This is a genomic window from Streptomyces sp. CG 926 (genome assembly GCF_003148825.1).
Lineage (GTDB): Bacteria > Actinomycetota > Actinomycetes > Streptomycetales > Streptomycetaceae > Streptomyces.
In genome coordinates, this window is the sequence record NZ_QGGZ01000018.1 from 59,876 (window position 1) to 82,552 (window position 22,677).

Annotated in this window: 19 protein-coding genes and 1 tRNA gene; 9 read left to right on the forward strand and 11 right to left on the reverse strand. The window is 71.4% G+C overall.

Annotated features, from left to right (window positions below; translation table 11 throughout):
• Nucleotides 1–3: 3 nt before the first annotated feature.
• Nucleotides 4–1,668, reverse strand: coding sequence for a urocanate hydratase (gene hutU / locus BCL76_RS35070; RefSeq protein ID WP_109783427.1), 1,665 nt, complete (start codon nucleotides 1,666–1,668; stop codon nucleotides 4–6).
• A gap of 95 nt (nucleotides 1,669–1,763) precedes the next feature.
• Between hutU and BCL76_RS35075 the strand changes: the two genes are divergently transcribed.
• The gene (locus BCL76_RS35075; protein ID WP_375138001.1) at nucleotides 1,764–3,143 is read left to right on the forward strand and encodes a diaminopimelate decarboxylase; all 1,380 of its coding nucleotides are present in this window, start codon (nucleotides 1,764–1,766) and stop codon (nucleotides 3,141–3,143) included.
• A 76-nt stretch (nucleotides 3,144–3,219) separates the two neighbouring features.
• On the opposite strand, the gene BCL76_RS35080 is transcribed toward BCL76_RS35075, so the two are convergent.
• The gene (locus BCL76_RS35080) at nucleotides 3,220–3,777 is read right to left on the reverse strand and encodes a TetR/AcrR family transcriptional regulator (RefSeq protein WP_109783428.1); all 558 of its coding nucleotides are present in this window, start codon (nucleotides 3,775–3,777) and stop codon (nucleotides 3,220–3,222) included.
• Between the two features lie 105 nt (nucleotides 3,778–3,882).
• Between BCL76_RS35080 and BCL76_RS35085 the strand changes: the two genes are divergently transcribed.
• Complete coding sequence (locus BCL76_RS35085) at nucleotides 3,883–5,031, forward strand: FAD-dependent oxidoreductase (RefSeq protein WP_109783429.1); 1,149 nt, start codon at nucleotides 3,883–3,885, stop codon at nucleotides 5,029–5,031.
• Between the two features lie 3 nt (nucleotides 5,032–5,034).
• Here BCL76_RS35085 and BCL76_RS35090 read toward each other — a convergent pair whose 3' ends face one another.
• On the reverse strand, nucleotides 5,035–5,877 hold the full coding sequence (locus BCL76_RS35090) for a MurR/RpiR family transcriptional regulator (RefSeq protein ID WP_109783430.1): 843 nt from the start codon (nucleotides 5,875–5,877) through the stop codon (nucleotides 5,035–5,037).
• 140 nt (nucleotides 5,878–6,017) lie between these two features.
• Here BCL76_RS35090 and BCL76_RS35095 point away from each other — a divergent pair, with 140 nt between their 5' ends.
• A complete protein-coding gene (locus BCL76_RS35095; RefSeq protein WP_109783431.1) occupies nucleotides 6,018–6,401 on the forward strand; it encodes a hypothetical protein in 384 nt (127 codons plus the stop codon).
• A 426-nt stretch (nucleotides 6,402–6,827) separates the two neighbouring features.
• Here the strand turns inward: BCL76_RS35095 and BCL76_RS35100 are convergent, their stop codons facing one another.
• Complete coding sequence (locus tag BCL76_RS35100) at nucleotides 6,828–8,210, reverse strand: cystathionine beta-synthase (RefSeq protein ID WP_109783464.1); 1,383 nt, start codon at nucleotides 8,208–8,210, stop codon at nucleotides 6,828–6,830.
• A 128-nt stretch (nucleotides 8,211–8,338) separates the two neighbouring features.
• Between BCL76_RS35100 and BCL76_RS35105 the strand changes: the two genes are divergently transcribed.
• From BCL76_RS35105 to BCL76_RS35115, 3 genes are all read left to right on the forward strand, one after another.
• On the forward strand, nucleotides 8,339–9,337 hold the full coding sequence (locus BCL76_RS35105) for an SGNH/GDSL hydrolase family protein (protein ID WP_109783432.1): 999 nt from the start codon (nucleotides 8,339–8,341) through the stop codon (nucleotides 9,335–9,337).
• Nucleotides 9,338–9,536: 199 nt separating this feature from the next.
• Nucleotides 9,537–10,757 (forward strand): acetyl-CoA C-acetyltransferase, encoded by a 1,221-nt coding sequence (locus BCL76_RS35110; RefSeq protein WP_030763553.1) that lies wholly within the window; start codon nucleotides 9,537–9,539, stop codon nucleotides 10,755–10,757.
• A gap of 321 nt (nucleotides 10,758–11,078) precedes the next feature.
• Nucleotides 11,079–11,894 carry a hypothetical protein gene (locus BCL76_RS35115; RefSeq protein ID WP_109783433.1) on the forward strand — a complete coding sequence of 272 codons (816 nt, stop codon included), beginning with the start codon at nucleotides 11,079–11,081 and terminating at the stop codon, nucleotides 11,892–11,894.
• On the opposite strand, the gene BCL76_RS35120 is transcribed toward BCL76_RS35115, so the two are convergent.
• Nucleotides 11,878–12,216, reverse strand: a complete 339-nt coding sequence (locus BCL76_RS35120; RefSeq protein WP_109783434.1) for a hypothetical protein — start codon at nucleotides 12,214–12,216, stop codon at nucleotides 11,878–11,880. The genes BCL76_RS35115 and BCL76_RS35120 overlap by 17 nt on opposite strands.
• 101 nt (nucleotides 12,217–12,317) lie before the next feature.
• Between BCL76_RS35120 and BCL76_RS35125 the strand changes: the two genes are divergently transcribed.
• Nucleotides 12,318–12,548, forward strand: a complete 231-nt coding sequence (locus BCL76_RS35125) for a DUF4287 domain-containing protein (RefSeq protein ID WP_030724673.1) — start codon at nucleotides 12,318–12,320, stop codon at nucleotides 12,546–12,548.
• A 118-nt stretch (nucleotides 12,549–12,666) separates the two neighbouring features.
• Here BCL76_RS35125 and BCL76_RS35130 read toward each other — a convergent pair whose 3' ends face one another.
• Together BCL76_RS35130 and BCL76_RS35135 are read right to left on the reverse strand one after the other, a co-directional pair.
• On the reverse strand, nucleotides 12,667–13,515 hold the full coding sequence (locus tag BCL76_RS35130) for a Bax inhibitor-1/YccA family protein (protein ID WP_030763543.1): 849 nt from the start codon (nucleotides 13,513–13,515) through the stop codon (nucleotides 12,667–12,669).
• A gap of 331 nt (nucleotides 13,516–13,846) precedes the next feature.
• Nucleotides 13,847–13,931, reverse strand: a tRNA-Leu gene (locus BCL76_RS35135).
• Between the two features lie 408 nt (nucleotides 13,932–14,339).
• Here BCL76_RS35135 and BCL76_RS35140 point away from each other — a divergent pair.
• Both BCL76_RS35140 and BCL76_RS35145 read left to right on the forward strand, forming a co-directional pair.
• On the forward strand, nucleotides 14,340–15,104 hold the full coding sequence (locus BCL76_RS35140) for an ABC transporter ATP-binding protein (protein WP_109783465.1): 765 nt from the start codon (nucleotides 14,340–14,342) through the stop codon (nucleotides 15,102–15,104).
• A 55-nt stretch (nucleotides 15,105–15,159) separates the two neighbouring features.
• Nucleotides 15,160–17,715, forward strand: coding sequence for an ABC transporter permease (locus BCL76_RS35145; RefSeq protein ID WP_109783435.1), 2,556 nt, complete (start codon nucleotides 15,160–15,162; stop codon nucleotides 17,713–17,715).
• 67 nt (nucleotides 17,716–17,782) lie between these two features.
• Here the strand turns inward: BCL76_RS35145 and BCL76_RS35150 are convergent, their stop codons facing one another.
• From BCL76_RS35150 to BCL76_RS35165, 4 genes are all read right to left on the reverse strand, one after another.
• Entirely contained in the window at nucleotides 17,783–19,192 is a 1,410-nt protein-coding gene (locus BCL76_RS35150; protein WP_109783436.1) for an SAM-dependent methyltransferase, read from the reverse strand.
• Nucleotides 19,193–19,369: 177 nt separating this feature from the next.
• Nucleotides 19,370–20,761, reverse strand: coding sequence for an NAD(P)/FAD-dependent oxidoreductase (locus BCL76_RS35155; RefSeq protein WP_109783437.1), 1,392 nt, complete (start codon nucleotides 20,759–20,761; stop codon nucleotides 19,370–19,372).
• Nucleotides 20,762–21,162: 401 nt separating this feature from the next.
• On the reverse strand, nucleotides 21,163–22,104 hold the full coding sequence (locus BCL76_RS35160) for a Ppx/GppA phosphatase family protein (RefSeq protein ID WP_109783438.1): 942 nt from the start codon (nucleotides 22,102–22,104) through the stop codon (nucleotides 21,163–21,165).
• On the reverse strand, nucleotides 22,101–22,652 hold the full coding sequence (locus BCL76_RS35165) for a DUF501 domain-containing protein (protein ID WP_030763525.1): 552 nt from the start codon (nucleotides 22,650–22,652) through the stop codon (nucleotides 22,101–22,103). Before BCL76_RS35165 ends, BCL76_RS35160 begins: the two co-directional genes overlap by 4 nt.
• Between the last annotated feature and the right edge of the window lie 25 nt (nucleotides 22,653–22,677).

Sequence of the window (22,677 nt, forward strand, 5' to 3'; positions counted from 1 at the left end):
AGGTCACGCGTCGTCGCCCTCACGCATGGGGACGCGGACGCCGCGCTCGTCGGCGACCGACTCGGCGATGTCGTAGCCGGCGTCGACGTGGCGGATGACGCCCATGCCCGGGTCGTTGGTGAGGACGCGGCGGATCTTCTCGCCCGCGAGCTTGGTGCCGTCGGCGACGGTGACCTGGCCCGCGTGGATCGAGCGGCCCATGCCGACGCCGCCGCCGTGGTGGATGGAGACCCAGGAGGCGCCGGAGGCCACGTTGACCATGGCGTTGAGCAGCGGCCAGTCGGCGATCGCGTCGGAGCCGTCGAGCATGGCCTCGGTCTCGCGGTACGGGGAGGCCACCGAGCCGCAGTCGAGGTGGTCGCGGCCGATCACCAGCGGGGCGGCGAGGGTGCCGTCGGCCACCATCTCGTTGAAGCGCTCGCCGGCCTTGTCGCGCTCGCCGTAGCCGAGCCAGCAGATGCGGGCGGGCAGGCCCTGGAAGTGGACGCGCTCGCCGGCCATCTTGATCCAGCGGTGCAGGGACTCGTTCTCGGGGAAGAGTTCCAGCATGGCCTTGTCGGTCTTGTGGATGTCCGAGGCCTCGCCGGACAGGGCGGCCCAGCGGAAGGGGCCCTTGCCCTCGCAGAACAGCGGGCGGATGTAGGCCGGGACGAAGCCGGGGAAGGCGAAGGCGCGGTCGTAGCCGGCCAGCTGGGCCTCGCCGCGGATGGAGTTGCCGTAGTCGAAGACCTCGGCGCCGGCGTCCATGAAGCCGACCATGGCCTCGACGTGCTTGGCCATGGACTCGCGGGCGCGGGTGGTGAAGCCGGCCGGGTCCTTGGCGGCGTAGGAGGCCATGTCGTCGAAGTCGACGCCGACCGGCAGGTACGCGAGCGGGTCGTGGGCCGAGGTCTGGTCGGTCACGATGTCGATGGGCGCGCCCTCGGCCAGCATCTGCGGGAGCAGCTCGGCGGCGTTGCCGAGGAGACCGATGGAGAGCGGCTTGCGGGCGTCGCGGGCCTCGACGGCGAGCTGGAGGGCGTGGCGGAGGTTGTCGGCCTTGACGTCCAGGTAGCGGTGCTCGATGCGGCGGTCGATGGCGCGCGGGTCGACGTCGATGCAGATCGCGACGCCGTCGTTCATCGTCACGGCCAGCGGCTGGGCGCCGCCCATGCCGCCGAGGCCGGCGGTGAGGGTGATGGTGCCGGCGAGGGTCCCGTCGAACTTCTTCGCGGCGACGGCGGCGAAGGTCTCGTAGGTGCCCTGGAGGATGCCCTGGGTGCCGATGTAGATCCAGGACCCGGCGGTCATCTGGCCGTACATGGTCAGGCCCAGGTGCTCCAGCCGGCGGAACTCCTCCCAGTTGGCCCAGTCGCCCACCAGGTTGGAGTTGGCGAGCAGGACGCGCGGCGCCCACTCGTGGGTCTGCATCACGCCGACCGGGCGGCCGGACTGGACGAGCATCGTCTCGTCCTGCTTGAGGGTCTGGAGGGTGCGGACCATGGCGTCGTACGAGCGCCAGTCGCGCGCGGCCTTGCCGGTGCCGCCGTAGACGACCAGCTTGTCGGGGTGCTCGGCGACCTCGGGGTCGAGGTTGTTCTGCAGCATCCGCAGGGCGGCCTCCTGCTGCCATCCCAGGGTGCTGAGCTCGGTGCCTCGCGCGGCACGTACGGGGCGGGGTCCTGACATGGCGGTGCCTCCTCCGATGTTGGTCAATCTATTCACATCCTCGCGCCCTGAATAGATTCAGTCAACAGCTGCGGTCGGCCCCGTCGGATGATGGGATGGCCGACATGGCCGCAAACAGCGAGGTCGAGGGTGCCGCCCGGAGCGCCGCAGGGCGCCGGGATCTGGCCGTACGGGCCGCCGTCGCGCAGGGTCTCGTGGGCGGGGGCGACGACACGGAGCCCTTGGTGTGCCTGCTGGACGTCGCCGGCATCCGGGCCTCCGCCGCCGCCCTGACCGGCGCCTTCGCGGCCGCCCTCGCACCCGGCACCCCCGTCCTGCACGCCTTCGCCGTCAAGGCCGCCCCGCTCGTCCCGGTCCTGCGGCTGCTCGCCGACGCCGGGCTCGGCTGCGAGGTGGCGAGCCCCGGGGAGCTGGCGCTGGCCAGGGCGGCCGGGGTGCCCGCCGACCGGACCGTCCTGGACTCCCCCGCCAAGACGCCGGCCGAGCTGCTCGAGGCCCTGGCCCTGGGCATCGCCGTCAACGCCGACAACCCGCAGGAGCTGGCCCGCCTCGACGAGCTCGTCGGCCGGGCGGCCGCGCCCCCCGCCGCCCCGATCGGCGTACGGATCAACCCGCAGACCGGCGCCGGAGCCATCGACGCCCTGTCCACGGCCACCGCGACCTCGAAGTTCGGGATCGCCCTGCGCGACCCCGAGGCGCGCGCCTGGCTGCTGCGGGCCTACGCGGACCGACCGTGGCTCACCCGTCTGCACATCCACTCGGGCTCCCAGGGCGTACCCCTGACCCTGATCGCGGAAGGCGTACGGGACCTGCACGCGCTCGCCGAGGAGATCAACGCGGCGGTCGGGCGACGCCAGGTCGACACCCTCGACATCGGCGGCGGCCTGCCGGTGAACTTCGCCTCGGACGAGCCGACCCCGACGTTCGCCCAGTACGTGGCCGCCCTGCGCGAGGCGGTCCCCACCCTCTTCGACGGCTCGTACGGCCTGGTCACGGAGTTCGGCCGGGCCCTGCTGGCCAAGCACGGCCTGGTGCTGGCCCGCGTCGAGTACACCAAGACCACCGGCTCCCGGCCGATCGCGCTCACCCACGCCGGGGTCCAGGTGGCGACCCGCACCGCGTACGCCCCGGCCGCCTGGCCGGTGCGGATCCTGCCCTACGACGCGAAGGGCGCCCCGAAGACCGGGGACCCGGTGGCCCAGGACGTCGCGGGCCCGGCCTGCTTCGCGGGGGACCTGCTGGCCACCGCCCGCGAGCTGCCGCGGCTCGCCCCCGGCGACCTGATCGGCGTCCCGGACACCGGGGCGTACTTCTTCACGGCCCACTACGGCTACAACAGCCTGCCGCGCCCGGCGGTCCACGGCTTCGCGGTGGACCGGGACGGCCGGGTCCGCTTCAGCCTCGCCAGGCCGGCGCAGGACGTCGCGGCCATCGTCGCGGAAGCGGGCGGCGACCTGCGCGACGCCCTGCTGTGACCCGCCGGGGTCGACGCCCCCGGCGGCGGCGCGCGTACGCCGGGCGACAGCGGCGCGCGTACGCCGGACGGCGACCTCAGGCGGAGAGGGTGGCGGCCAGGGCCGGGGCCAGGCCCTGGACCACGCCCTCCGGGGTCAGGGCGACCACCCCCGGCAGCCGCAGCAGGTAGCGGGTCAGGGCCAGCCCCAGCAGCTGCGCGGAGACCAGGCCCGCCGCGGCCGCGGCCCGCTCCGGGCCGACGGCGGCCGCCAGCGCCGGGGCGACCTGCGCCGCGAACACCTCCCGCATCCGGTCCGCGGCCTGTTCGTTCGTCACCGCGGAGCGCAGCAGCACGAGCAGGGCGTCGTCGGCCGGGTCCCCCTCCCACCGCTCCACGAAATGGCGTACGAGGGCGGCCGGCAGCTCCCCGGTCGGCACGGCGGCCAGGTCGGGCAGGCGCAGGTCCACCGCGAGGGCGGCGTCGAAGAGCCGCTCCTTGCTGCCGAAGTAGCGCATGACCATCGAGGGGTCGATCTCCGCGTCCGCCGCGACGGCCCGGATGGTGGTGCGCTCGAAGCCCTGCGCGGCGAAGCGCTCCCGGGCCGCCCGCAGGATCGCCGTCTTCGTCAGGTCCGAGGTACGTCGTGCCGTCATGCCAACAACCGTAGGCCAACAATCGTTGACATACCAGTGGGATGAGCGCACTCTCGTATCAACAGTTGTTGGCCAACAGACGTTGGCCTATCGGAGGAGGCCCGCATGACCAGCACCGCCGCACTCCCGACCCGTACGGACGTGGCCATCGTCGGGGCCGGACCCACCGGGCTCGCCCTCGCCGTGACCCTGGCCGGGGCCGGCGTCGACTTCGTCCTCCTCGACAAGCAGGCCGAGGGCGCCAACACCTCCCGCGCCGCCGTCGTGCACGCCCGCACCCTGGAGGTCCTCGACGAGCTCGACCCGAGCGGCGCCCTGTCCGGCGACCTCGTCGGCCGCGGCGTACGCGTGCGCCGGTTCCGGATCCGCGACGGCGCCCGCCCGCTCGCCGCCGTCGACTTCGACGGCCTGCCCACGGCCCACCCGTACGCACTGATGGTCCCGCAGTACGAGACCGAAGCCGTGCTCCTGGAGCGCCTGCGCGCCCTCGGCGGCGACGTCCACCGCCCCTACGAGGTCACCGCCGTCACGCAGGACGCGGTCGGCGCCACCCTCACCACCGCCACCGGGGAGACCCTGCGCGCCGCACACGTCGTGGGCGCCGACGGGATGCACAGCGTGGTCCGCGAAGCCGCCGGGATCGGCTTCACCGGCAGTGCGTACGGGGAGTCCTTCGTCCTCGCCGACGTCGTCATGGACTGGGCTCCGGGGCCGGGCGAGGTCACGCTCGCCTTCGGCGCCGCCGGGCCCACCGTGGTCGCCCCGCTGCCCGGAGGGCACTACCGGATCGTCACCGCCGTCGCCGAGGCCCCGGCCGAACCGGACCTCGCCTTCGTGCAGGGCCTGATGGACGAGCGCGTCCCGGGCACGGCGGTCGTCCGCGAACTCGTCTGGTCCTCCCGGTTCCGGATCCACCACCGGATCGCGGACCGCTACCGCGCCGGACGGCTGCTGCTGGCCGGGGACGCGGCCCATGTGCACAGCCCGGCGGGTGGGCAGGGCATGAACACCGGCATCCAGGACGGCTACGCCCTCGGCCGCGCCCTGACCACCGGGGACCTCGACGGTTACGAGGCCCGCCGCCGCCCCGTGGCCCGGCGCGTGGTGGCCCTGACCCACCGGATGACCCGGGCCGCGACCGTCCGCAACCCGCTCCTGCGCACCGCGCGCAACGCCCTGCTGCCGCTGCTCGCCCGCGTCCCGGCGCTGCGCGACCGGCTCGCCACCGAGCTGGCCGAGCTCAGCTACCGCTGAGGCTCACTCCACGAACAGGCCTCGGGCGGCCGCCCGCGCGTCGAAGGCCTCCAGCCGGGCCTGCGCGTCCGGCAGGGCGTCCGCCATCGACTCCAGCAGCACCCGCCCCAGCAGCATCGGCGCGCACGCCGTGTCGAAGGCCAGCCCGGTACCGACCTGCGCCGGAATCAGCAGGTCCGAGTGGCGGGCCACCGGGGCGAAGGCCGACTCGGCGACCGTGACCACGGTCAGGCCGGCCCGCCGCGAGCGCTCCAGCGTGTCCACGACCTCCCGGGGGTGGCGGGGCAGCGCGAAGCAGAGCAGCGCCGTGGCGCCCTCGTAGCGCGCCGCGTCGATGCGGTCCTCCATCATCGAACCGCCCTCGTCGAGGAGCCGTACGTCCGGGTGGACCTTCGAGGCGAAGTACGCGAACCCCCGCGCCTGGGAGGAGGCCGCCCGCAGCCCGAGCACCAGCAGCGGGGTCGAGGCGGCGAGCAGTCGCCCCGCCTCCTGGACCGGCGCGGGATCGGCGAGCATCGCCGCCAGCTGCCGCAGGTTCTCGATCTCGCCGAGAACGGCCTGCTGGTACTCGTTGTACGCGTCCTCGTCCGCGGCCTCGGGCCGCTCGGCGGGAGCCACCTCGCGCAGGTGGCGGCGCAGCGCCGGATAGCCGTCGAAGCCCAGCGCCACGGCGAACCGGGTCACCGAGGGCTGGCTCACCCCGGCCAGCTCCGCGAGCTCGACGCTCGACAGGAAGGGCACCTCCGCCGCCCCGCGCACCATGCAGTGCGCGATCCGCCGCTGGGTCGGCGTCAGCCGGTGCCCCTCGAACAGCTTCTGCAGCCGCGCGGCCGGGCTGTCACTCATCCCGTCCCCTCCGTCCCGGTGAGATATTCAGTCACGGAGCACTCTGCATGCGGTTATGCAGCGGGGCAAGCCGTGCCCGCGATCCGGATAGGGGTGCTAGCCCCAGTGCCGGGGCCCGCCGGGGTTCCTACGGTGGGGACATGGACGCGCATGCCCAAGAGCTGAAGAAGGAATTCGACGCCGCGCTGGACGCCCGCCGCGAGCTGGGTCCGGAGTACGAGGCCGCACTCGTGGACTCGTTCGTCGAGAAGGTCGACACACAGGTCCGGCGCAGGCTCGCCGAGGAACGCCTGTCCGCGGCCCGCGGGGGCGGCCGGGCGCCGTCCGCCGCCCCGGGGGACGGGAACTTCGGCGAACGCTTCGGCTTCGCGATCATCACCCTGGTCCTGGCGATCCCGCTGTCGGCGATCGCCGTCACGCAGGCTCGGCTGCCGGGGCTGATCGTCGCCTGGGCGGGGATCGCCGGCGTGAGCTTCATCCACGCCGCTCGCCTCCGGCGGGGTCAGCAGGCCCCCCGGGACTGACCCCTGGGGCGTCTCTTCCGGATCTTGCCGATCGAACCCGCGTCGTCCGGTGCCGTGCCGGGCGGCGCGGGTCAGGCACGATCCGGAAGGGACGGCCCGGCCCTGCCGCCACCGCCGCACGCGCGAACCGAGCCCGAAAAGAATGGCGCGGGGACCGCCGCACCCTCGGTCGCCCGAGGGGCGGGACGACGGCGGTCCCCGCGAAGGACACGGCCGGGTCAGGGCCGTCCGCGTCCATGGCGTTCGCGCGGTCCGGGAGCCGCTCCGGAGGTGCTCGAACGCCGTTCGGTGGTGCCGGCCGGGTCCCGGTCTCCCGGACTTCCCCGCCGACGACCACCACTGTGCCCCAGCCGTGTTAAGCCGGTGCTGCCGTCACGTGTCGGGCCCGTACCGATTGCGCGAAGGCCGTGCGCGACGCCCTGCGGGCTACTTCGAGCCCTTGGCCAGGAAGGCCAGCAGGTCCTGACGGCTCACCACACCGGTGGGCTTGCCCTCGACCAGCACGATCGCCGCGTCCGCCTCGCCGAGCACCGCCATCAGCTCGGACACCGGCTCGCCGGAGCCGACCTGCGGCAGCGGGGAGCTCATGTGCTTCTCCAGCGGGTCGGTCAGGGAGGCCCGCTGCGCGAACAGCGCCGCCAGCAGCTCCTTCTCGACCACGGAGCCGATGACCTCGGCGGCCATCACGTCCGGGTGACCGGCGCCCGGCTTGACGATCGGCATCTGCGAGACGCCGTACTCGCGCAGGACCTCGATGGCCTCGCCGACGGTCTCCTCGGGGTGCATGTGGACGAGGGAGGGGATGCCGCCCTCCTTGTCGTTCAGCACGTCACCGATGCGCGCGGCGGGGCCGGCCTCCTCCAGGAAGCCGTGTCCCGCCATCCACTCGTCGCTGAAGATCTTGCTGAGGTAGCCGCGGCCGCTGTCCGGCAGCAGGACGACGACCACGTCGTCCGGACCGAGGCCCTCGGCGGCCTTCAGCGCCGCGACGACCGCCATGCCGCAGGAGCCGCCGACGAGCAGGCCCTCCTCCTTGGCGAGGCGGCGGGTCATCTGGAAGGAGTCCTTGTCGGACACCGCGATGATCTCGTCGGTGACGTTCGGGTCGTAGGCGGTCGGCCAGAAGTCCTCACCGACGCCCTCGACCAGGTACGGACGCCCGGAGCCGCCCGAGTAGACCGAGCCCTCGGGGTCGGCGCCGATGACCTTGACCTTGCCGCCGGACACCTCCTTGAGGTAGTTGCCCGTACCCGAGATCGTGCCGCCCGTGCCGACGCCCGCGACGAAGTGGGTGATCTTCCCGTCCGTCTGCTCCCACAGCTCCGGACCGGTGGTCTCGTAGTGCGAACGGGGGTTGTTCGGGTTGCTGTACTGGTCGGGCTTCCAGGCGCCGGGCTCGCGCGCGAGGCGGTCGGACACGTTGTAGTACGAGTCCGGGTGCTCAGGGTCGACGGCGGTCGGGCAGACCACGACCTCCGCGCCGTACGCGCGCATCACGTTGATCTTGTCCATGGACACCTTGTCAGGGCAGACGAAGATGCACTTGTAGCCCTTCTGCTGGGCCACGATGGCGAGTCCTACACCCGTGTTGCCGCTGGTCGGCTCCACGATGGTGCCGCCGGGCTTGAGGGCTCCGCTCTGCTCGGCGGCCTCGATCATCCGTACGGCGATCCGGTCCTTCACGGATCCACCGGGATTGAAGTACTCGACCTTCGCAAGGACGGTGGCCTGCAGGCCTTCGGTCACACGGTTGAGCTTCACCAGCGGGGTGTTGCCGACGAGGCTGATCATCGAGTCGTGGAATTGCACCATGTTCTCCAAGGAGGGGACTCCACGGGTTCTCCGGGAGGTCCGGCCAGAGTATGCGGAAAGGGATTGACCGACCGTACGTACGGGGCAGGTAGGGATCAATGAGGACCGAGGAGGTGGCCTGAAGGATGTCCAGGGCGAGGACAGCCCGCCGGATCGCGGCGGGGGCGGCGTACGGCGGAGGCGGACTCGGACTGGTGGGGGCCGCCGCGATCGGGCTGGTGGTGGCCGAGATACAGTTCGCGAGGCGGGCCGTCGGGTCCGGGCTGCCCGAGCCACCACGGGCCGACGGGCTCTACGGGAGCGAGTTCGGCGGGCCGGAGCTGAGCCCGGGCCCGCTGCGCCTGGGCATGCTGGGTGACTCCACGGCCGCGGGACTGGGCGTACGGCGCGCCCGGCAGACTCCGGCGGCCCTGATGGCCTCGGGGCTGGCGGCGGTGGCCGAGCGGCCGGTGGAGCTGCGCAACGTAGCCCTTTCGGGGGCCATGTCGGACGACCTGGACCGGCAGGTCGGGCTGTTGCTGGACGGCCCCTCGCCGCCCCCGGACGTCTGCGTGATCATGATCGGTGCCAACGACGTGACGCGCCGGATGCCGCCGACCCAGTCGGTGCGGCTGCTCACCTCGGCGGTGCGCAGGCTGCGCATGGCGGGCGCCGAGGTCGTCGTGGGCACCTGCCCGGACCTGGGCACGATCGAGCCGGTCTACCAGCCGCTGCGCTGGCTGGCACGCCGGGTCTCGCGCCAGCTGGCCGCCGCGCAGACCATAGGGGTGGTCGCGCTGGGCGCCCGTACGGTCTCGATGGGGGATCTGCTGGGCCCGGAGTTCGCCGCGAACCCGCGCGAGATGTTCGGCCCGGACTCCTACCACCCCTCGGCGGAGGGGTACGCGACCGCCGCCATGGCCGTGCTGCCGACCCTGTGCGCGGCGCTGGGCCTGTGGCCGGAGTCGGACCGGCTGGACGTGTCCCGGGACGAGGACATGCTGCCGGTGGCGAAGGCCGCGTCGGCCGCCGCGGGCCAGGCGGGTACGGAGGTCACGGCCGCCCGCGGTCCCTGGGTACTGCTCAAGCACCGCCGTCGGCGTCGGGTGCCGGCCTCGGACCCGGCCCAGCCCGTGGTGCCGTAGGGGCGTCCCGGCCGGGCACTCCGCACCGCTTGACGCCGCCCGCCGCGACGCCGGACCGTCGTCGTGTCGCCCGCCCGCGACCGGATGTCGCGGGCGAGTGCGGCCCGTGTCACACGCCCCGGCCGGTGACCTGGACCGTACGGGGCGGTAACTTCGCTTGCGGTCCCGCACAGAGCCGCAACACACCCTTGGAGTCCCGATGCCCGAAGCCGTCATCGTTTCCACCGCCCGCTCCCCGATCGGGCGCGCCTTCAAGGGGTCCCTCAAGGACGTGCGGCCGGACGACCTGACCGCGACGATCATCCAGGCCGCCCTGGCCAAGGTCCCCGGGCTGGACCCGCGCGAGATCGACGACCTGATGCTCGGCTGCGGCCTGCCCGGCGGTGAGCAGGGCAACAACCTGGCGCGCATCGTGGCCGTGCAGATGGGCATGGACTTCCTGCCCGGCACCACGATCACCCGCTACTGCTCCTCCTCGCTGCAGACCTCCCGCATGGCCCTGCATGCCATCAAGGCGGGCGAGGGCGATGTCTTCATCTCGGCGGGCGTCGAGATGGTGTCGCGGTTCGCCAAGGGCAACTCGGACTCGTGGCCCGACACCCACAACCCGCTCTTCGCCGACGCCGAGGCGCGTACGGCGGCCGTCGCCGAGTCGACCGGCTCCAGCTGGCACGACCCGCGCGAGGACGGCCTGGTCCCGGACGCGTACATGGCGATGGGGCAGACCGCCGAGAACCTGGCCCGCATCAAGGGCGTGACCCGCCAGGACATGGACGAGTTCGGCGTCCGCTCGCAGAACCTGGCGGAAGAGGCCATCAAGAACGGCTTCTGGGCCCGCGAGATCACCCCGATCACCACCCCGGACGGCACGGTCGTCTCCGGCGACGACGGTCCGCGCGCCGGCGTGACCCTGGAGGGCGTGCAGGGCCTCAAGCCCGTCTTCCGCCCCGACGGCCTGGTCACGGCCGCCAACTGCTGCCCGCTCAACGACGGCGCCGCGGCGCTGGTCATCATGAGCGACACCAAGGCCCGCGAGCTGGGCCTGACCCCGCTGGCCCGGATCGTCTCCACCGGTGTCACCGGCCTCTCCCCCGAGATCATGGGCCTGGGCCCGGTCGAGGCGTCGAAGCAGGCCCTGAAGCGGGCCGGCCTCACGGTCGGCGACATCGACCTCTTCGAGATCAACGAGGCCTTCGCGGCCCAGGTCATCCCGTCGTACCGGGACCTGGAGATCCCGCTGGAGAAGCTGAACGTCAACGGTGGAGCCATCGCCGTCGGTCACCCCTTCGGGATGACCGGTGCGCGCATCACCGGCACGCTGATCAACAGCCTGCAGTTCCACGACAAGCAGTTCGGCCTCGAGACCATGTGCGTCGGTGGCGGCCAGGGCATGGCCATGGTGATCGAGCGCCTGAGCTGAGCCGTAGCGGAGGGTAGGGGTCGCTCATTCGATCAAGGAGAGCCCCAGGCGCCGCAAGGGATCCGGGAGGATCCCTTGCGGCGTACCGGCACCGGATCCAACCCCGTCGCGGCCTACCTGTGACCAAATTTCCCCCAGGATGTGACCTATCTCCTGGGGGATCGGTGTTTACCCAGGTCAGCGCTGGTACGGATGCGGCAGGTGTGACCAAAGCCCTGTCCATTTCGTGACGTAATGCACTGCACGCCATTCCCAGGTCGGGACACTCTGATGTAGGAAGTCGGGGGATCGAATCACCTCAGGAGTTAGTCAGTGAGCGCCATGTCTCTTGCCCTGCTGCTGACCACGGCCGCTGCCACGGCCGTGGGCGCTGCTGCGCTGCACGCCGTCCACGGTCTGCGTAAGCAGGTCGCCGCCCTGCGCAACGAGCTGGCGGTGCCGGTCCACCCTCGTGGTGCGACCGTCCCGCACGCCCGCAGCGCCGTCGAGTCCCCCGCCGCGGAGATACGAGCCGCCGTGGCCGAAGCCCTCGCCGAGGAGCGCGAGCGCGAGCTGGCCGAGGCGCGGGCCTTCTGGGCCGCGCAGGAGGCCCGTGACGCCGCCGACGCCCCCTCGCTGCTGGGCGGCCTGCCCGGGCTCGGCGAGGACAACCCGGTCTTCCTGCCCCGGCAGGCCGACCTGGTGGGGCTGGAGCCCGTACTCGGCGAGGAGATCCTCGACGAGCTCCCCGGGTACCCCGAGGACTCGGCCGAGCTGGCCGCCGCCCGCCGGCGCCACCCCTCGCACCCCGACTTCGTACCGGTCCAGGCCTCGCACCCCGGCGCCGACCACGAGCGCACCGTGAACCGCCTGGAGGAGCTCGCGGAGGCCCGTACGGCCCTCGCGGACGTCCGCCCGGGCCCGCTGGGCACCCTGGACGTGTACGTCTTCACGGACGGCACGACGCTGTGCATGACCCCGGGACACCGGGAGACCGCGGAGCGGCTCGCCGAGGCCCTGCGCTCGGGCACCGCACCGGTCCTGCTGGGCGGCTCGGGCATCTCCGGCGCCTACGCGCTGACCTTCTCCTGCGGTGACGGCGAGGACCCCGACAGCAACGTCTACATCCTCGCGGACCGCGTCATCGCATCGCTCTGACTTCCGCCCGCTCCACCAGCCGCACGGCCTCGTCCAGCACCTCGGACGGGGCCTTCGCGCTGTCCGGGGCCGCGGCGCGCAGCGCCTCGGCGAGGTCCAGCCCGGTCACGGCCACCTGATCGCCGACCACGAAGATGCCGGCGTCCGGCACCTCCTTCGGCTCCTGCCCGGGGGTCTCGATCCGCTGGGCCCGTACGGAGAGTTCGCGGGCCAGGTCCAGCGCCGCGGCGGCGGCACCCTGCTGCAGGCGACTCTGCGGCGCGGCCCGCAGCCGGTCGGCGAAACGTTCCACGACGGCGCTCAGGGGCGAAGTATCAAGCACCCGGCCGACCTTACGCGCCGCCCGGGCCCCATTGCCAACGGGCGAACTCTCCGGCACGGTGGCGTGAAGAGAACAGCACGGCGATACCTCCGGAGGCGCCCATGTCCGTAGAGTTCTCCGAACAGACCCACCGCAACATGATCGACAGAATCCCCCAGACCACCGGTCGTGAAGTCTCCGACTGGCTCCGCACCGTGGACGACGGCCCCTCACTCGTCCGGTTCGAGGAGAAGGTCAGCTGGCTGCGCGGCGCGCACGAGCTGTCGTACGGCCAGGCCAAGGCGATCATCCACGAGTACGACCTGCGCAGAGCCGCACGCCGGCTCGGCTGAGCCCCTCTCCCCCGACCTCGTTTCCCGTACCCCTCTACGCGGGAAGGCCCCGCGAGCAGAGTGCTCGCGGGGCCTTCCCCATGCGGTGCGCAGGCCGGTGACCGGCGTGCGGGTCCTGCTAGTCGTCGCCCGAGAGGATCGAGAAGATGCGCAGCATCTCGACATAGATCCAGACCAGGGTCATGGTGAGGGCGAAGGCCGCCAGCCAGGCCTCCTCGCGCGGGGCACCGTAGGCGATGCCGTCCTCGACCTGCTTGAAGTCGAGGGCGAGGAAGCAGGCGCCGAGGATGACGCCGATGGCACCGAACAGCAGGCCGAGGCCGCCGCTGCGGAAGCCGAGGCCGTCACCGCCGCCGAAGACCGCGAACAGGGTGTTCACGAGCATCAGCAGGATGAAGCCGAGGGTCGCGGCCATCACGAAGCCGTAGAAGCGGCGGGTGACGCGGATCCAGCGCATCTTGTACGCGAAGAGCACGGCGGCGAAGACGCACATCGTGCCCATCACGGCCTGCATGACCACGCCGGGGCCGAGGTAGGTGCTGACGGCCGCGCTGATGACGCCGAGGAAGACGCCCTCGAACGCCGCGTACGCCAGGATCAGGCCCGGGACGGGCTTGCTCTTGAACGACTGGATGATCGCGAAGACGAACGCGACGAGACCCGCGCCGATGCCGATGGCGTACGACGTACCGAGGTTGTCCGGGTCGACCGGCAGCGCGATCCAGGCAAGGGTGGCCGTCACGATGAGCGTGCCGAGCGTCATGGCCGTACGGCTTACGACGTCGTCCATGGTCATCACGTTGGCGCGGGCCGGGGCCTGCGGCATGCCGGTGGTCGGGTCGGCCGCGTACGGGTTGGTCGCGTACGGGTTGGTCCCGGCCTGCTGCGGCTGCGCGTCAAAGCCCGCGTAGCCACCGTTGTCGCGGCTGAACCCCCGTCGCGAGAAGACCGGGTTACTGCTCCTCATCTCACTCCTCCGTGGCCACCGAGCGCGGCCTTGCATCAAGAGTAATGCGCTCGCAAAGAAAGCACCCTACTGCTGGAGGAGGATCTTAGGAGAGGGCACGACGGGGCGCTGTGAATAAACGGGCGGCCCCGCGGCCGGCCCCCGTACGCCGCCCGGCCCGCCGTGGCGTACCGGTCGGTCTTCACCCGGTTCGACGGGCGGCGGCGGTCCGGTCCGGTTGACGTCGCCGTGAAAGGCTTCGGGCTGTTCCTCCGAGGGAGGCGCGGGCGACGCGCATGACTCCCGTGTCCGTGGTCGGTCGCTCCCGCGAGGCCGGACACCGGGCCGTGGGTGGTACCCGGAACCGGACTTGAACCGGCACGGCCCGAAGGCCAGCGAGGTTTAAGCTCGCCGTGTCTGCATTCCACCATCCGGGCAAGGCGTGGCGGCCCCCGTGAAAAAGCCTTGAACGCTGGGTCGAGCCTATCCGGATCACTCCCTGTGCCAACCTGCGAACTTTCCGATGTTGTCTGATTTTATTGGCGCTTGAGGGTTCGTCAGGCCCGAGAACGCACGGTCGGCCCGTTCTGGACGTCGATCATCACCTGTACGGGAATGACGGGATTTCGATGGCCCACGCCACCCCCCGCGCCACCCTCCCCGCCACCCCGGGCCACCGCCCTCGGACGGGGCTCCTGTCATACCAGAGGAGGACACCCACCCGTCGGCCGTCAGACTCCAGTGGGCCGAGGAACAGGCACGGCGGCTGATCCGGAGCGGGGGTACGCGCGGCGAGGATGGAAACGTCCCCGCACCGCAGACCGAGGAGCCGTCCCGTGACCACCATGAACTACGCCCCGCACACCACCCAGGCCGTGGCCGCCCGCGCCACCGGCCTCTCCAAGGTGTACGGCCAGGGCGAGACCCAGGTGGTCGCCCTCGACAACGTCAGCGTGGACTTCACGCAGGGACAGTTCACCGCGATCATGGGCCCCTCGGGCTCCGGCAAGTCCACGCTGATGCACTGCGTCGCGGGACTGGACACCTTCTCCGCGGGCTCCGTCCGCATCGGCGACATCGAGCTCGGGAGCCTCAAGGACAAGCAGCTCACCCAGCTGCGCCGGGACAAGATCGGCTTCATCTTCCAGGCGTTCAACCTGCTGCCGACCCTGACGGCCCTGGAGAACATCACGCTCCCCATGGACATCGCCGGCCGCAAGCCCGACAAGCAGTGGCTGGACTCCGTGATCGACATGGTCGGCCTGTCCGAGCGTCTGTCGCACCGCCCCACCCAGCTCTCCGGCGGTCAGCAGCAGCGCGTGGCCGTGGCCCGCGCCCTGGCCTCCCGCCCCGAGATCATCTTCGGCGACGAGCCCACCGGAAACCTGGACTCCCGCTCGGGCGCCGAGGTCCTGGGCTTCCTGCGCAACTCGGTGCGCGAGCTCGGCCAGACCGTGGTGATGGTCACCCACGACCCGGCCGCCGCCTCCTACGCGGACCGCGTCATCTTCCTCGCCGACGGCGCCATCGTCGACGAGATGCTCCACCCCACCGCCGACGGCGTGCTGGACCGAATGAAGGCCTTCGACGCCAAGGGCCGCACCAGCTGATCCGGGCCACCTCCGAAGCCCTCCTCCAGACTTCCAGCCCCAGGACTCGAAACCCATGTTCCGTACAGCCCTGCGCAATGTCCTCGCGCACAAGGCCCGACTGCTGATGACGGTGCTCGCCGTCACCCTCGGCGTCGCCTTCGTCTCCGGCACCCTCGTCTTCACCGACACCCTCAAGAAGTCCCTCTCCGGCCAGTCCGCCAAGGACTACGCGGGTGTGGCCGTGTCCGTCACCTCGTACGGGCAGCTCATGAACGAGAACGGCGAGAAGGAGGGCGAGCCCGGCCTGAGCCAGGCCACCCTCGACAAGGTCAAGGCGCTCCCGGGCGTCGCCTCCGTCTCCGGACGGGTCTCCGGCTTCGCCGGCGTCGGCGACGAGAACGGCAAGCTGATCGGCGCCGGCTGGGCCAACCAGGGCGCCAACTACACGCCCGTCAAGGACGACAAGAACCCGCGCTACACCTTCACAGCGGGCGCCGGCCCGGCCAAGGCCGACGAGATCGCGCTCGACAAGGCGACCGCGGACACGGGCAAGTACAAGGTCGGCGACAAGGTGCGCGTCGCCACCAACGGCCCGGTGAAGGAGTACTCCCTCGCCGGCGTCTTCACCACCACGGACGGCGGCGTCACGGCCGGCGGCAGCCTGGTGCTCTTCGAGACCAAGGTCGCCCAGGAGCTCTACCTCAAGCCCGGCTACTTCCAGGAGATGTCGGTCGGGGCCAAGGACGGCACCTCCGCCGAGAAGCTGCTCGCCGACGTCAAGACGCTGGTCGACAGCAAGGGCACCCAGGCGCAGACCGGCGCCGCGCTCGCCGAGAAGCAGGCCAAGGACATCGAGCGGGGCCTCGGCCAGTTGGGCACCATGCTGCTCGTCTTCGCCGGCATCTCGCTCTTCGTCGGCGTCTTCCTCATCTACAACACCTTCACCATGCTGGTCACCCAGCGCACCAAGGAGCTGGCCCTGCTGCGCGCCGTCGGCGCCAACCGCGGTCAGGTCATGCGCTCGGTGCTCACCGAGGCCCTGGTCGTCGGCTTCATGTCCGCCGTCATCGGCCTGATCAGCGGTATCGGCCTGGCGGTCGCCATGCGCTCCGTGATCGGCTCCCTCGGTGCCAAGCTCCCGGGCGGCGGCGTCGTGGTCGCGCCGAGCACGATCATCGCGGCCCTGGTCATCGGCGTCCTGGTCACGACGGTCGCGGCCCTGCTCCCCGCCTGGCGCACGGGCCGGATCGCCCCGGTCGCCGCCATGGGCAGTGCCCACCTGCCGGCCAGCGCTAAGTCGCTGGTCGTGCGCAACGTCATCGGCTCGATCATCAGTGTCATCGGCATCGGCCTGGTCCTGCTCGGGGTCTCCAACGGCGGCAACTCCGGCCGCATGACCATCGGCGCGGGCGCGTTCTTCATGCTCATCGGCATGATCGTGCTGCTGCCGCTGCTCTCCAAGCCGGTCATCGGGGCCGTCCGCCCGCTGCTGCAGAAGGTGTTCGGGATCCCCGGCAAGCTGGCCTCCCAGAACGCCGTCCGCAACCCGCGCCGCACCGCCGTCACCGCCGCCTCGCTGGCGATCGGCCTGACCCTGGTCACCACCCTGTCGGTGCTGGGCATCACCGTCGGCAAGGTCGTCGACCGGATGACCACCGAGAAGCTCAAGGCCGACTACAAGGTCTCCATGGCCGGCGACATGGGGGGCTACCTCGACGAGTCGGTGGCCGAGACCCTGGCCAAGACCCCCGGCATCAAGGCGGTCTCCCCGCAGACGGCCGGCTACTTCATGGTCGGTGACGACTTCCGGTCGGCCTCCGGCGTCAACCCGGCCGGCATCGGCCGGCTGCTGAACATCGAGACCGTCAGCGGCTCGGTGGACTCCCTCGCCAAGGGCGAGATCCTGGTCGCCGAGAAGACCGCGAAGAGCAAGAAGCTCGACACCGGCTCCACGATCCAGGTGAAGTACCAGGACGGCAAGCAGCAGACCCTCAAGGTCGGCGCGGTCTACAAGGACATGGAGGGCCTGCTCTCCCCGTACGTCCTCGACGACAAGATCCTCTCCCAGCACAGCGAGGAGAGCGCCGTCAGCGAGGTGTACGTCAACGTCGAGGGCGGGTCGTCCAAGGCCGGTCAGCAGAAGGTCGTCGACGCGCTGGGCAAGAACCCGGCCATCAAGGTCGCCACCCAGCAGGACATGCGCAACGAGATGGGCGGCCAGATCAACCTGATGCTGAACATCATGTACGGCCTGCTCGGCATGGCGCTGATCATCTCGGTGCTCGGTGTGGTCAACACCCTGGCGATGTCCGTCTTCGAGCGGACCCAGGAGATCGGCATGCTGCGGGCCATCGGTCTCGACCGCGGCCGGGTCAAGAACATGATCCGCCTGGAGGCCGTGGCGATCTCGCTCTTCGGAGCCGTCCTGGGCGTCGCCATCGGCGTCTTCCTCGCCTGGGCGGTCGGCAGCACGCTCGCGAAGGCCATGCCGAACTACGAACTGATCCTCCCGTGGGACCGGATCGGCATCTTCCTCCTGCTGGCCGCCGTGGTCGGCGTCCTGGCCGCCATGTGGCCCGCTCGCAGCGCCGCCCGCCTCAACATGCTCACCGCCATCAAGACGGAGTAGCGGCGGCAGGGACACGGGAAGGGCCCCGGGGCATCGCCCCGGGGCCCTTCCGCGTTCGCGACCCCTGCTAGACCGTTTCTGCTTCCGTGTCCCACGTACGCAGCCGCAGGGGCAGCCGGGCGTCCCCGGCCGCCGTGGGGCGCACCGCGAACACCTGGTTGACCCCGAGTCGGCCCCGCTCGAAGCCGAGCGCGCAGGCCGCCATGTAGAGCTGCCAGACCCGGGCCCGGCCGGGCGAGGTCAGCCGGACCGCCTCCGCCCAGTGCTCCTCCAGCCGGGCCACCCACGCCCGCAGGGTCAGCCCGTAGTGCTCGCGCAGCGCTTCGACGTCACGGACCTCGAAGCCGGCCCGTTCCAGCTCGCCGACGGTGGTGCCGAGCGGCGAGAGCTCCCCGTCGGGGAAGACGTAGGCGTCGATGAACTCGTCGATGCGGTAGGCCTCCTCGTCCGGCTCCGGACGCCGGGCGATCTGGTGGTTGAGCAGCCGCCCGCCGGGGCGCAGCAGGGCGTGCAGGGTGCGGGCGTAGTCGCGGTAGCGGTCGGCTCCGACGTGTTCGGCCATCCCGATGGAGGAAATGGCGTCGTACGGCCCGTCCTTGACGTCCCGGTAGTCCTGGATCCGGATGTCCACCCGCTCCGTCAGTCCCTCGTCGGCGACCCGTTTACGGGCGTACACGGCCTGCTCGCGGGAGAGCGTGACACCGGTGACCCGGACGCCGTACTCGCGGGCCGCGTGCAGTGCCATGGCGCCCCAGCCGCAGCCGACGTCGAGCAGCCGGTCCCCGGGCCGCAGGGCGAGCTTGCGGCAGACCAGGTCGAGCTTGTCGCGCTGGGCCAGTTCGAGGGTGGCGCCGGGGCTCCAGTAGGCGCAGGAGTACACCATGGAGGGGCCCAGGACCCGTTCGTAGAAGTCGTTGCCGACGTCGTAGTGGTGGCTGACGGCCCGGCGGTCGCGGTTCTTGCTGTGGCGACTTCCGGTCCGCCTGGAGGCCGCTTCCTCGGCGGGGGGCGGGGGTGGGGGCAGTGGGCCGGCGAGGGCGATCAGCTCGCGCGCGGCGGCCCGCTGGGCGGCGTCGCGCCACCTCGCGCCCGGCAGGTCGCGGAGCGCGGGCAGCCCCGTGCGGCGCGCGAGGCCGCCGAGGGCCGCGAACGGTCCGGGACCGCCCTGGGCGGTGGAGACGGTGGGGCCGACGGGCGGCAGGTCGGGCTCACGCTCCCACAGCAGGCCCGCCACCCGGTCCAATAGATCGAACAGACTTCCTTCGACCGTCAGTTCGCCCGCCACCCAGGCCCGGGCCAGCCCCAGCTCGCCGGGCCTCCAGAGCATCCGCCGCACGGCTCGGCGGTCGTGGATGACGAGCACGGGGCCGTCGGGCGGGCCGGCCTCGCTGCCGTCCCAGGCCCGCACACGTACCGGCAGCGGGGCACCCAGCAGGGTCTCGGCAACAACGGCGAGCCGCGGCGCGGCGTCGGTCATGGCGCACCTCCACAAAAGCTCCGACCCCTCCGTCTACCCATCTCGGGCCCCGGGTACGCCGAAGGGGCCGCCCGCACCACGGATGGCGGGCGGCCCCTTCGGGGTCGAACAGGTCGTACAGGTGAAGCAGATGGAGCAAGTGGAGCCGGTGAGCTCAGCTCCTGCCGGTCACACCGGTCAGGAGGCCTTGGCCTTCGCGGCCGGGGCAGCGGCGGCGGCCGGAGCCGGCGCCGGCGCCGGCTTGGCGGCCTCGTAGAACTCCTCGCGGGGGGTCTCCAGCGCACCGAGGGAGACGACCTCGCGCTTGAGGAACATCGCGAGGGTCCAGTCGGCGAAGACGCGGATCTTGCGGTTCCAGGTCGGCATGGCCATGCCGTGGTAGCCACGGTGCATGTACCAGGCCAGCCGGCCCTTGAGCTTGATCTTCGTCTTGCCCATGACGATCATCGCGACGCCCTTGTGGAGGCCGAGGCCCGCCACCGCACCCTTGTTGGAGTGCGAGTACTCGGCCTGCGGGAAGCCCCGCATGCCCGAGATGACGTTGTCGCCGAGGACCTTGGCCTGACGCAGCGCGTGCTGGGCGTTCGGCGGGCACCAGGCGTTCTCGACACCGGCCTTGCGGGACGCGATGTCCGGAACCTGGGCGTTGTCGCCGGCGGTCCAGATGTAGTCCGTGCCCGTGACCTGGAGGGTCGGCTGGGCGTCCACGTGGCCGCGGGGGCCCAGCGGCAGGCCGTAGCGGGCCAGCACCGGGTTCGGCTTGACGCCGGCGGTCCACACGATGGTGTTGGAGTCGACCTCGAGGCCGTTCTTCAGCACCACGTGGCCGTCCACGCAGGAGTCCATGGAGGTGCTGAGGTAGATCTCGATGCCGCGGGACTCGAGGTGCTCCTTGCCCCAGGTGCCGAGCTTGGGCCCGACCTCGGGAAGGATCTTGTCGGCCGCGTCGACCAGGATGAAGCGCATGTCCTCGCGCTTGATCGTGGAGTAGTACTTCGCGGCGTCCCGAGCCATGTCCTCGACCTCACCGATGGTCTCCGCACCGGCGAAGCCGCCGCCGACGAAGACGAAGGTGAGAGCCTTGCGGCGGACGTTCTCGTCCGTCGTGGACTCGGCCTTGTCGAGCTGCTCGAGGACGTGGTTGCGCAGGCCGATGCCCTCTTCGACGCCCTTCATACCGATGCCCTGTTCGGCGAGGCCGGGGATCGGGAAGGTGCGGGAGACGGCGCCGAGCGCGATCACCAGGTAGTCGAAGGGCAGCTCGTACGCCTCGCCGACGAGCGGCGTGACGACGGCGACCTTGCGGTCCTGGTCGATGCTGGTGACCCGGCCGGTGAGAACCTCTGCCTTGGGCAGCACGCGTCGCAGCGGGACGACGACGTGCCGAGGCGAGATGCTGCCTGCGGCCACTTCAGGGAGGAAGGGCTGGTAGGTCATGTACGAGCGCGGGTCGACGACCGTGACGGTCGCCTCGCCGTAGCGCATCTTCTTCATGATGCGCTTGGCTGCGTACAGGCCTACGTACCCACCTCCTACAACGAGGATCCTGGGACGCTCCGTGGTGCTCATGGAACGAGTATCCAGCACCCAAAGGGGTGTCGCTCGTGAGCCCCTTCACAAGGACTGGGAGACCCTCTGCTACACTCCGCCGCCCACGTGACGGAGGTCATGACGCGCGACGGGAACCAGAAGGTGCTCGGAGTCGTTGTTCACCCGTCCTGAACTGGCCTCCAAGGCCGAAAGCGGACTGGACCACAGGGCTTCGTCCATACCTCCGACGCGGATCCCGTCGCCTCCGTCGATCGCACGAACGCGCGCGAAAAGGGGCCTGCGGGCCTCCGGAGGACCCCGAAGGACCCTTCCGACGACTCCACAGACCCCTTTTCCTTGTGAAGAACTTCACGAAGTTGATGTGGATCACGGGCCTGTCGGCCCCGAATCAGCCACTCACAACCTGCTTCGAAGGTCGTTCAGGCGATCGACCAAGCGATTCCATCGAGGATGTCGTGCTCCGACACGACAACCTCGGAAGCCCCGATGCGCTCCATGATCGCCAGAAGCACCAGCGCGCCCGCGCCGATCACGTCCACCCGGCCCTCGTGCATCACCGGGATCGCCGCGCGCTCGGCGTGCGTCTGCGTCAGCATGCGCTCGCTGATCGCCCGCACCTGCTCGTAGGAGATCCGGGAGTGGTGGATCGCGGACGACTCGTACGCCGGCAGCTCCAGCGCGATCCCGGCGACCGTGGTCACCGAGCCGGCCAGCCCCACCAACGTGCGCGCCTCGGCCAGCGGGACGCTCTCGGCGGCCAGGTCCAGCGCCGCCTCGATGTCGGCCCGGATCGCGGCGACCTGCTCCGCGGTCGGCGGGTCGGTGACGACCCCGTCCACCACCAGGTGCCGCTCGGTCATCCGGACGCAGCCGATGTCCACGGACCGGGCGGCCCGTACGTGCTCCTCGCCGACCACGAACTCGGTCGAGCCACCGCCGATGTCCACCACCAGGAAGGGGCGCTCGAGGTGCTCGTGCGCCGTGAGTTCCTTGGTGGCGCCGGTGAAGGAGAACTCCGCCTCCTGGTCACCGGAGATCACCTCGGGCTCGACCCCCAGGATGTCCAGGACGCCCCGGACGAAGTCCGCCCGGTTCTCGGCGTCCCGGGAGGCTGAGGTCGCCACGAAGCGCACCCGCTCCGCGCCGAACTCCTTGATCACTCCCGCGTACTCGCGGCAGGCCGCGAAGGTGCGCTCCAGCGCCTCCGGGGCCAGCCGGCCGGTGCGGTCCACGCCCTGGCCCAGCCGAACGATCGTCATCCGGCGGTCCAGCTCGATCAGCTCACCGGTGGCCGGGTCGCAGTCCGCCACGAGCAGCCGGATGGAGTTCGTACCGCAGTCGACGGCGGCGACCCGGGTCACGCGCCCGACTCCTTCTCTTCCGTCTTCTTCTCCCCGCACGGCACGACGCAGGCGCCCTTGGCCCACCACTCCGGCAGCATGGCGAGGGCCTCGTCGCCGAACGGGTTGACCCCGGGGCCGGCGGCCAGGGAGTGGCCCACCAGCACGTGCAGGCACTTCACCCGGTCCGGCATGCCGCCGGCGCTCGGGAAGCCCTGGAGCACCTCGATGGCGTCGCGCCGCTCGATGTAGTCCTCGTGGGCGGCCTGGTAGGCGGCGGCCAGTTCCTTGTCCTCGGCGAGCCGGGCCTGCATCTCCTTCATCACGCCGTTCGCCTCCAGCGTGCCGATCGCGGAGGCCGCGCGCGGGCAGGTGAGGTAGTACAGCGTCGGGAAGGGGGTGCCGTCGGGGAGGCGCGGGGCGGTCTCCACCACGTCCGGCTGGCCGCAGGGGCAGCGGTGCGCGATGGCGCGCAGCCCGCGCGGCGGGCGGCCGAGCTGCTGCTGGAACGCGTCGATGTCCGCGTCGGTCGGCTCGGTCCGGTCGGTCTGGGGCGGGGGCGTCTGCATGCCTGGAGGAAGTCTCTTCGTTCTC

Excerpts from the sequence above, each read along its gene's own strand:
- hutU (WP_109783427.1), bottom strand. The coding sequence starts at position 1,668 with ATGTCAGGACCCCGCCCCGTACGTGCCGCGCGAGGCACCGAGCTCAGC.
- BCL76_RS35075 (WP_375138001.1), top strand. The coding sequence starts at position 1,764 with ATGGCCGACATGGCCGCAAACAGCGAGGTCGAGGGTGCCGCCCGGAGC.
- BCL76_RS35080 (WP_109783428.1), bottom strand. The coding sequence starts at position 3,777 with ATGACGGCACGACGTACCTCGGACCTGACGAAGACGGCGATCCTGCGG.
- BCL76_RS35085 (WP_109783429.1), top strand. The coding sequence starts at position 3,883 with ATGACCAGCACCGCCGCACTCCCGACCCGTACGGACGTGGCCATCGTC.
- BCL76_RS35090 (WP_109783430.1), bottom strand. The coding sequence starts at position 5,877 with ATGAGTGACAGCCCGGCCGCGCGGCTGCAGAAGCTGTTCGAGGGGCAC.
- BCL76_RS35095 (WP_109783431.1), top strand. The coding sequence starts at position 6,018 with ATGGACGCGCATGCCCAAGAGCTGAAGAAGGAATTCGACGCCGCGCTG.
- BCL76_RS35105 (WP_109783432.1), top strand. The coding sequence starts at position 8,339 with ATGTCCAGGGCGAGGACAGCCCGCCGGATCGCGGCGGGGGCGGCGTAC.
- BCL76_RS35110 (WP_030763553.1), top strand. The coding sequence starts at position 9,537 with ATGCCCGAAGCCGTCATCGTTTCCACCGCCCGCTCCCCGATCGGGCGC.
- BCL76_RS35115 (WP_109783433.1), top strand. The coding sequence starts at position 11,079 with ATGTCTCTTGCCCTGCTGCTGACCACGGCCGCTGCCACGGCCGTGGGC.
- BCL76_RS35125 (WP_030724673.1), top strand. The coding sequence starts at position 12,318 with ATGTCCGTAGAGTTCTCCGAACAGACCCACCGCAACATGATCGACAGA.
- BCL76_RS35130 (WP_030763543.1), bottom strand. The coding sequence starts at position 13,515 with ATGAGGAGCAGTAACCCGGTCTTCTCGCGACGGGGGTTCAGCCGCGAC.
- BCL76_RS35140 (WP_109783465.1), top strand. The coding sequence starts at position 14,340 with ATGAACTACGCCCCGCACACCACCCAGGCCGTGGCCGCCCGCGCCACC.
- BCL76_RS35145 (WP_109783435.1), top strand. The coding sequence starts at position 15,160 with ATGTTCCGTACAGCCCTGCGCAATGTCCTCGCGCACAAGGCCCGACTG.
- BCL76_RS35150 (WP_109783436.1), bottom strand. The coding sequence starts at position 19,192 with ATGACCGACGCCGCGCCGCGGCTCGCCGTTGTTGCCGAGACCCTGCTG.
- BCL76_RS35155 (WP_109783437.1), bottom strand. The coding sequence starts at position 20,761 with ATGAGCACCACGGAGCGTCCCAGGATCCTCGTTGTAGGAGGTGGGTAC.
- BCL76_RS35165 (WP_030763525.1), bottom strand. The coding sequence starts at position 22,652 with ATGCAGACGCCCCCGCCCCAGACCGACCGGACCGAGCCGACCGACGCG.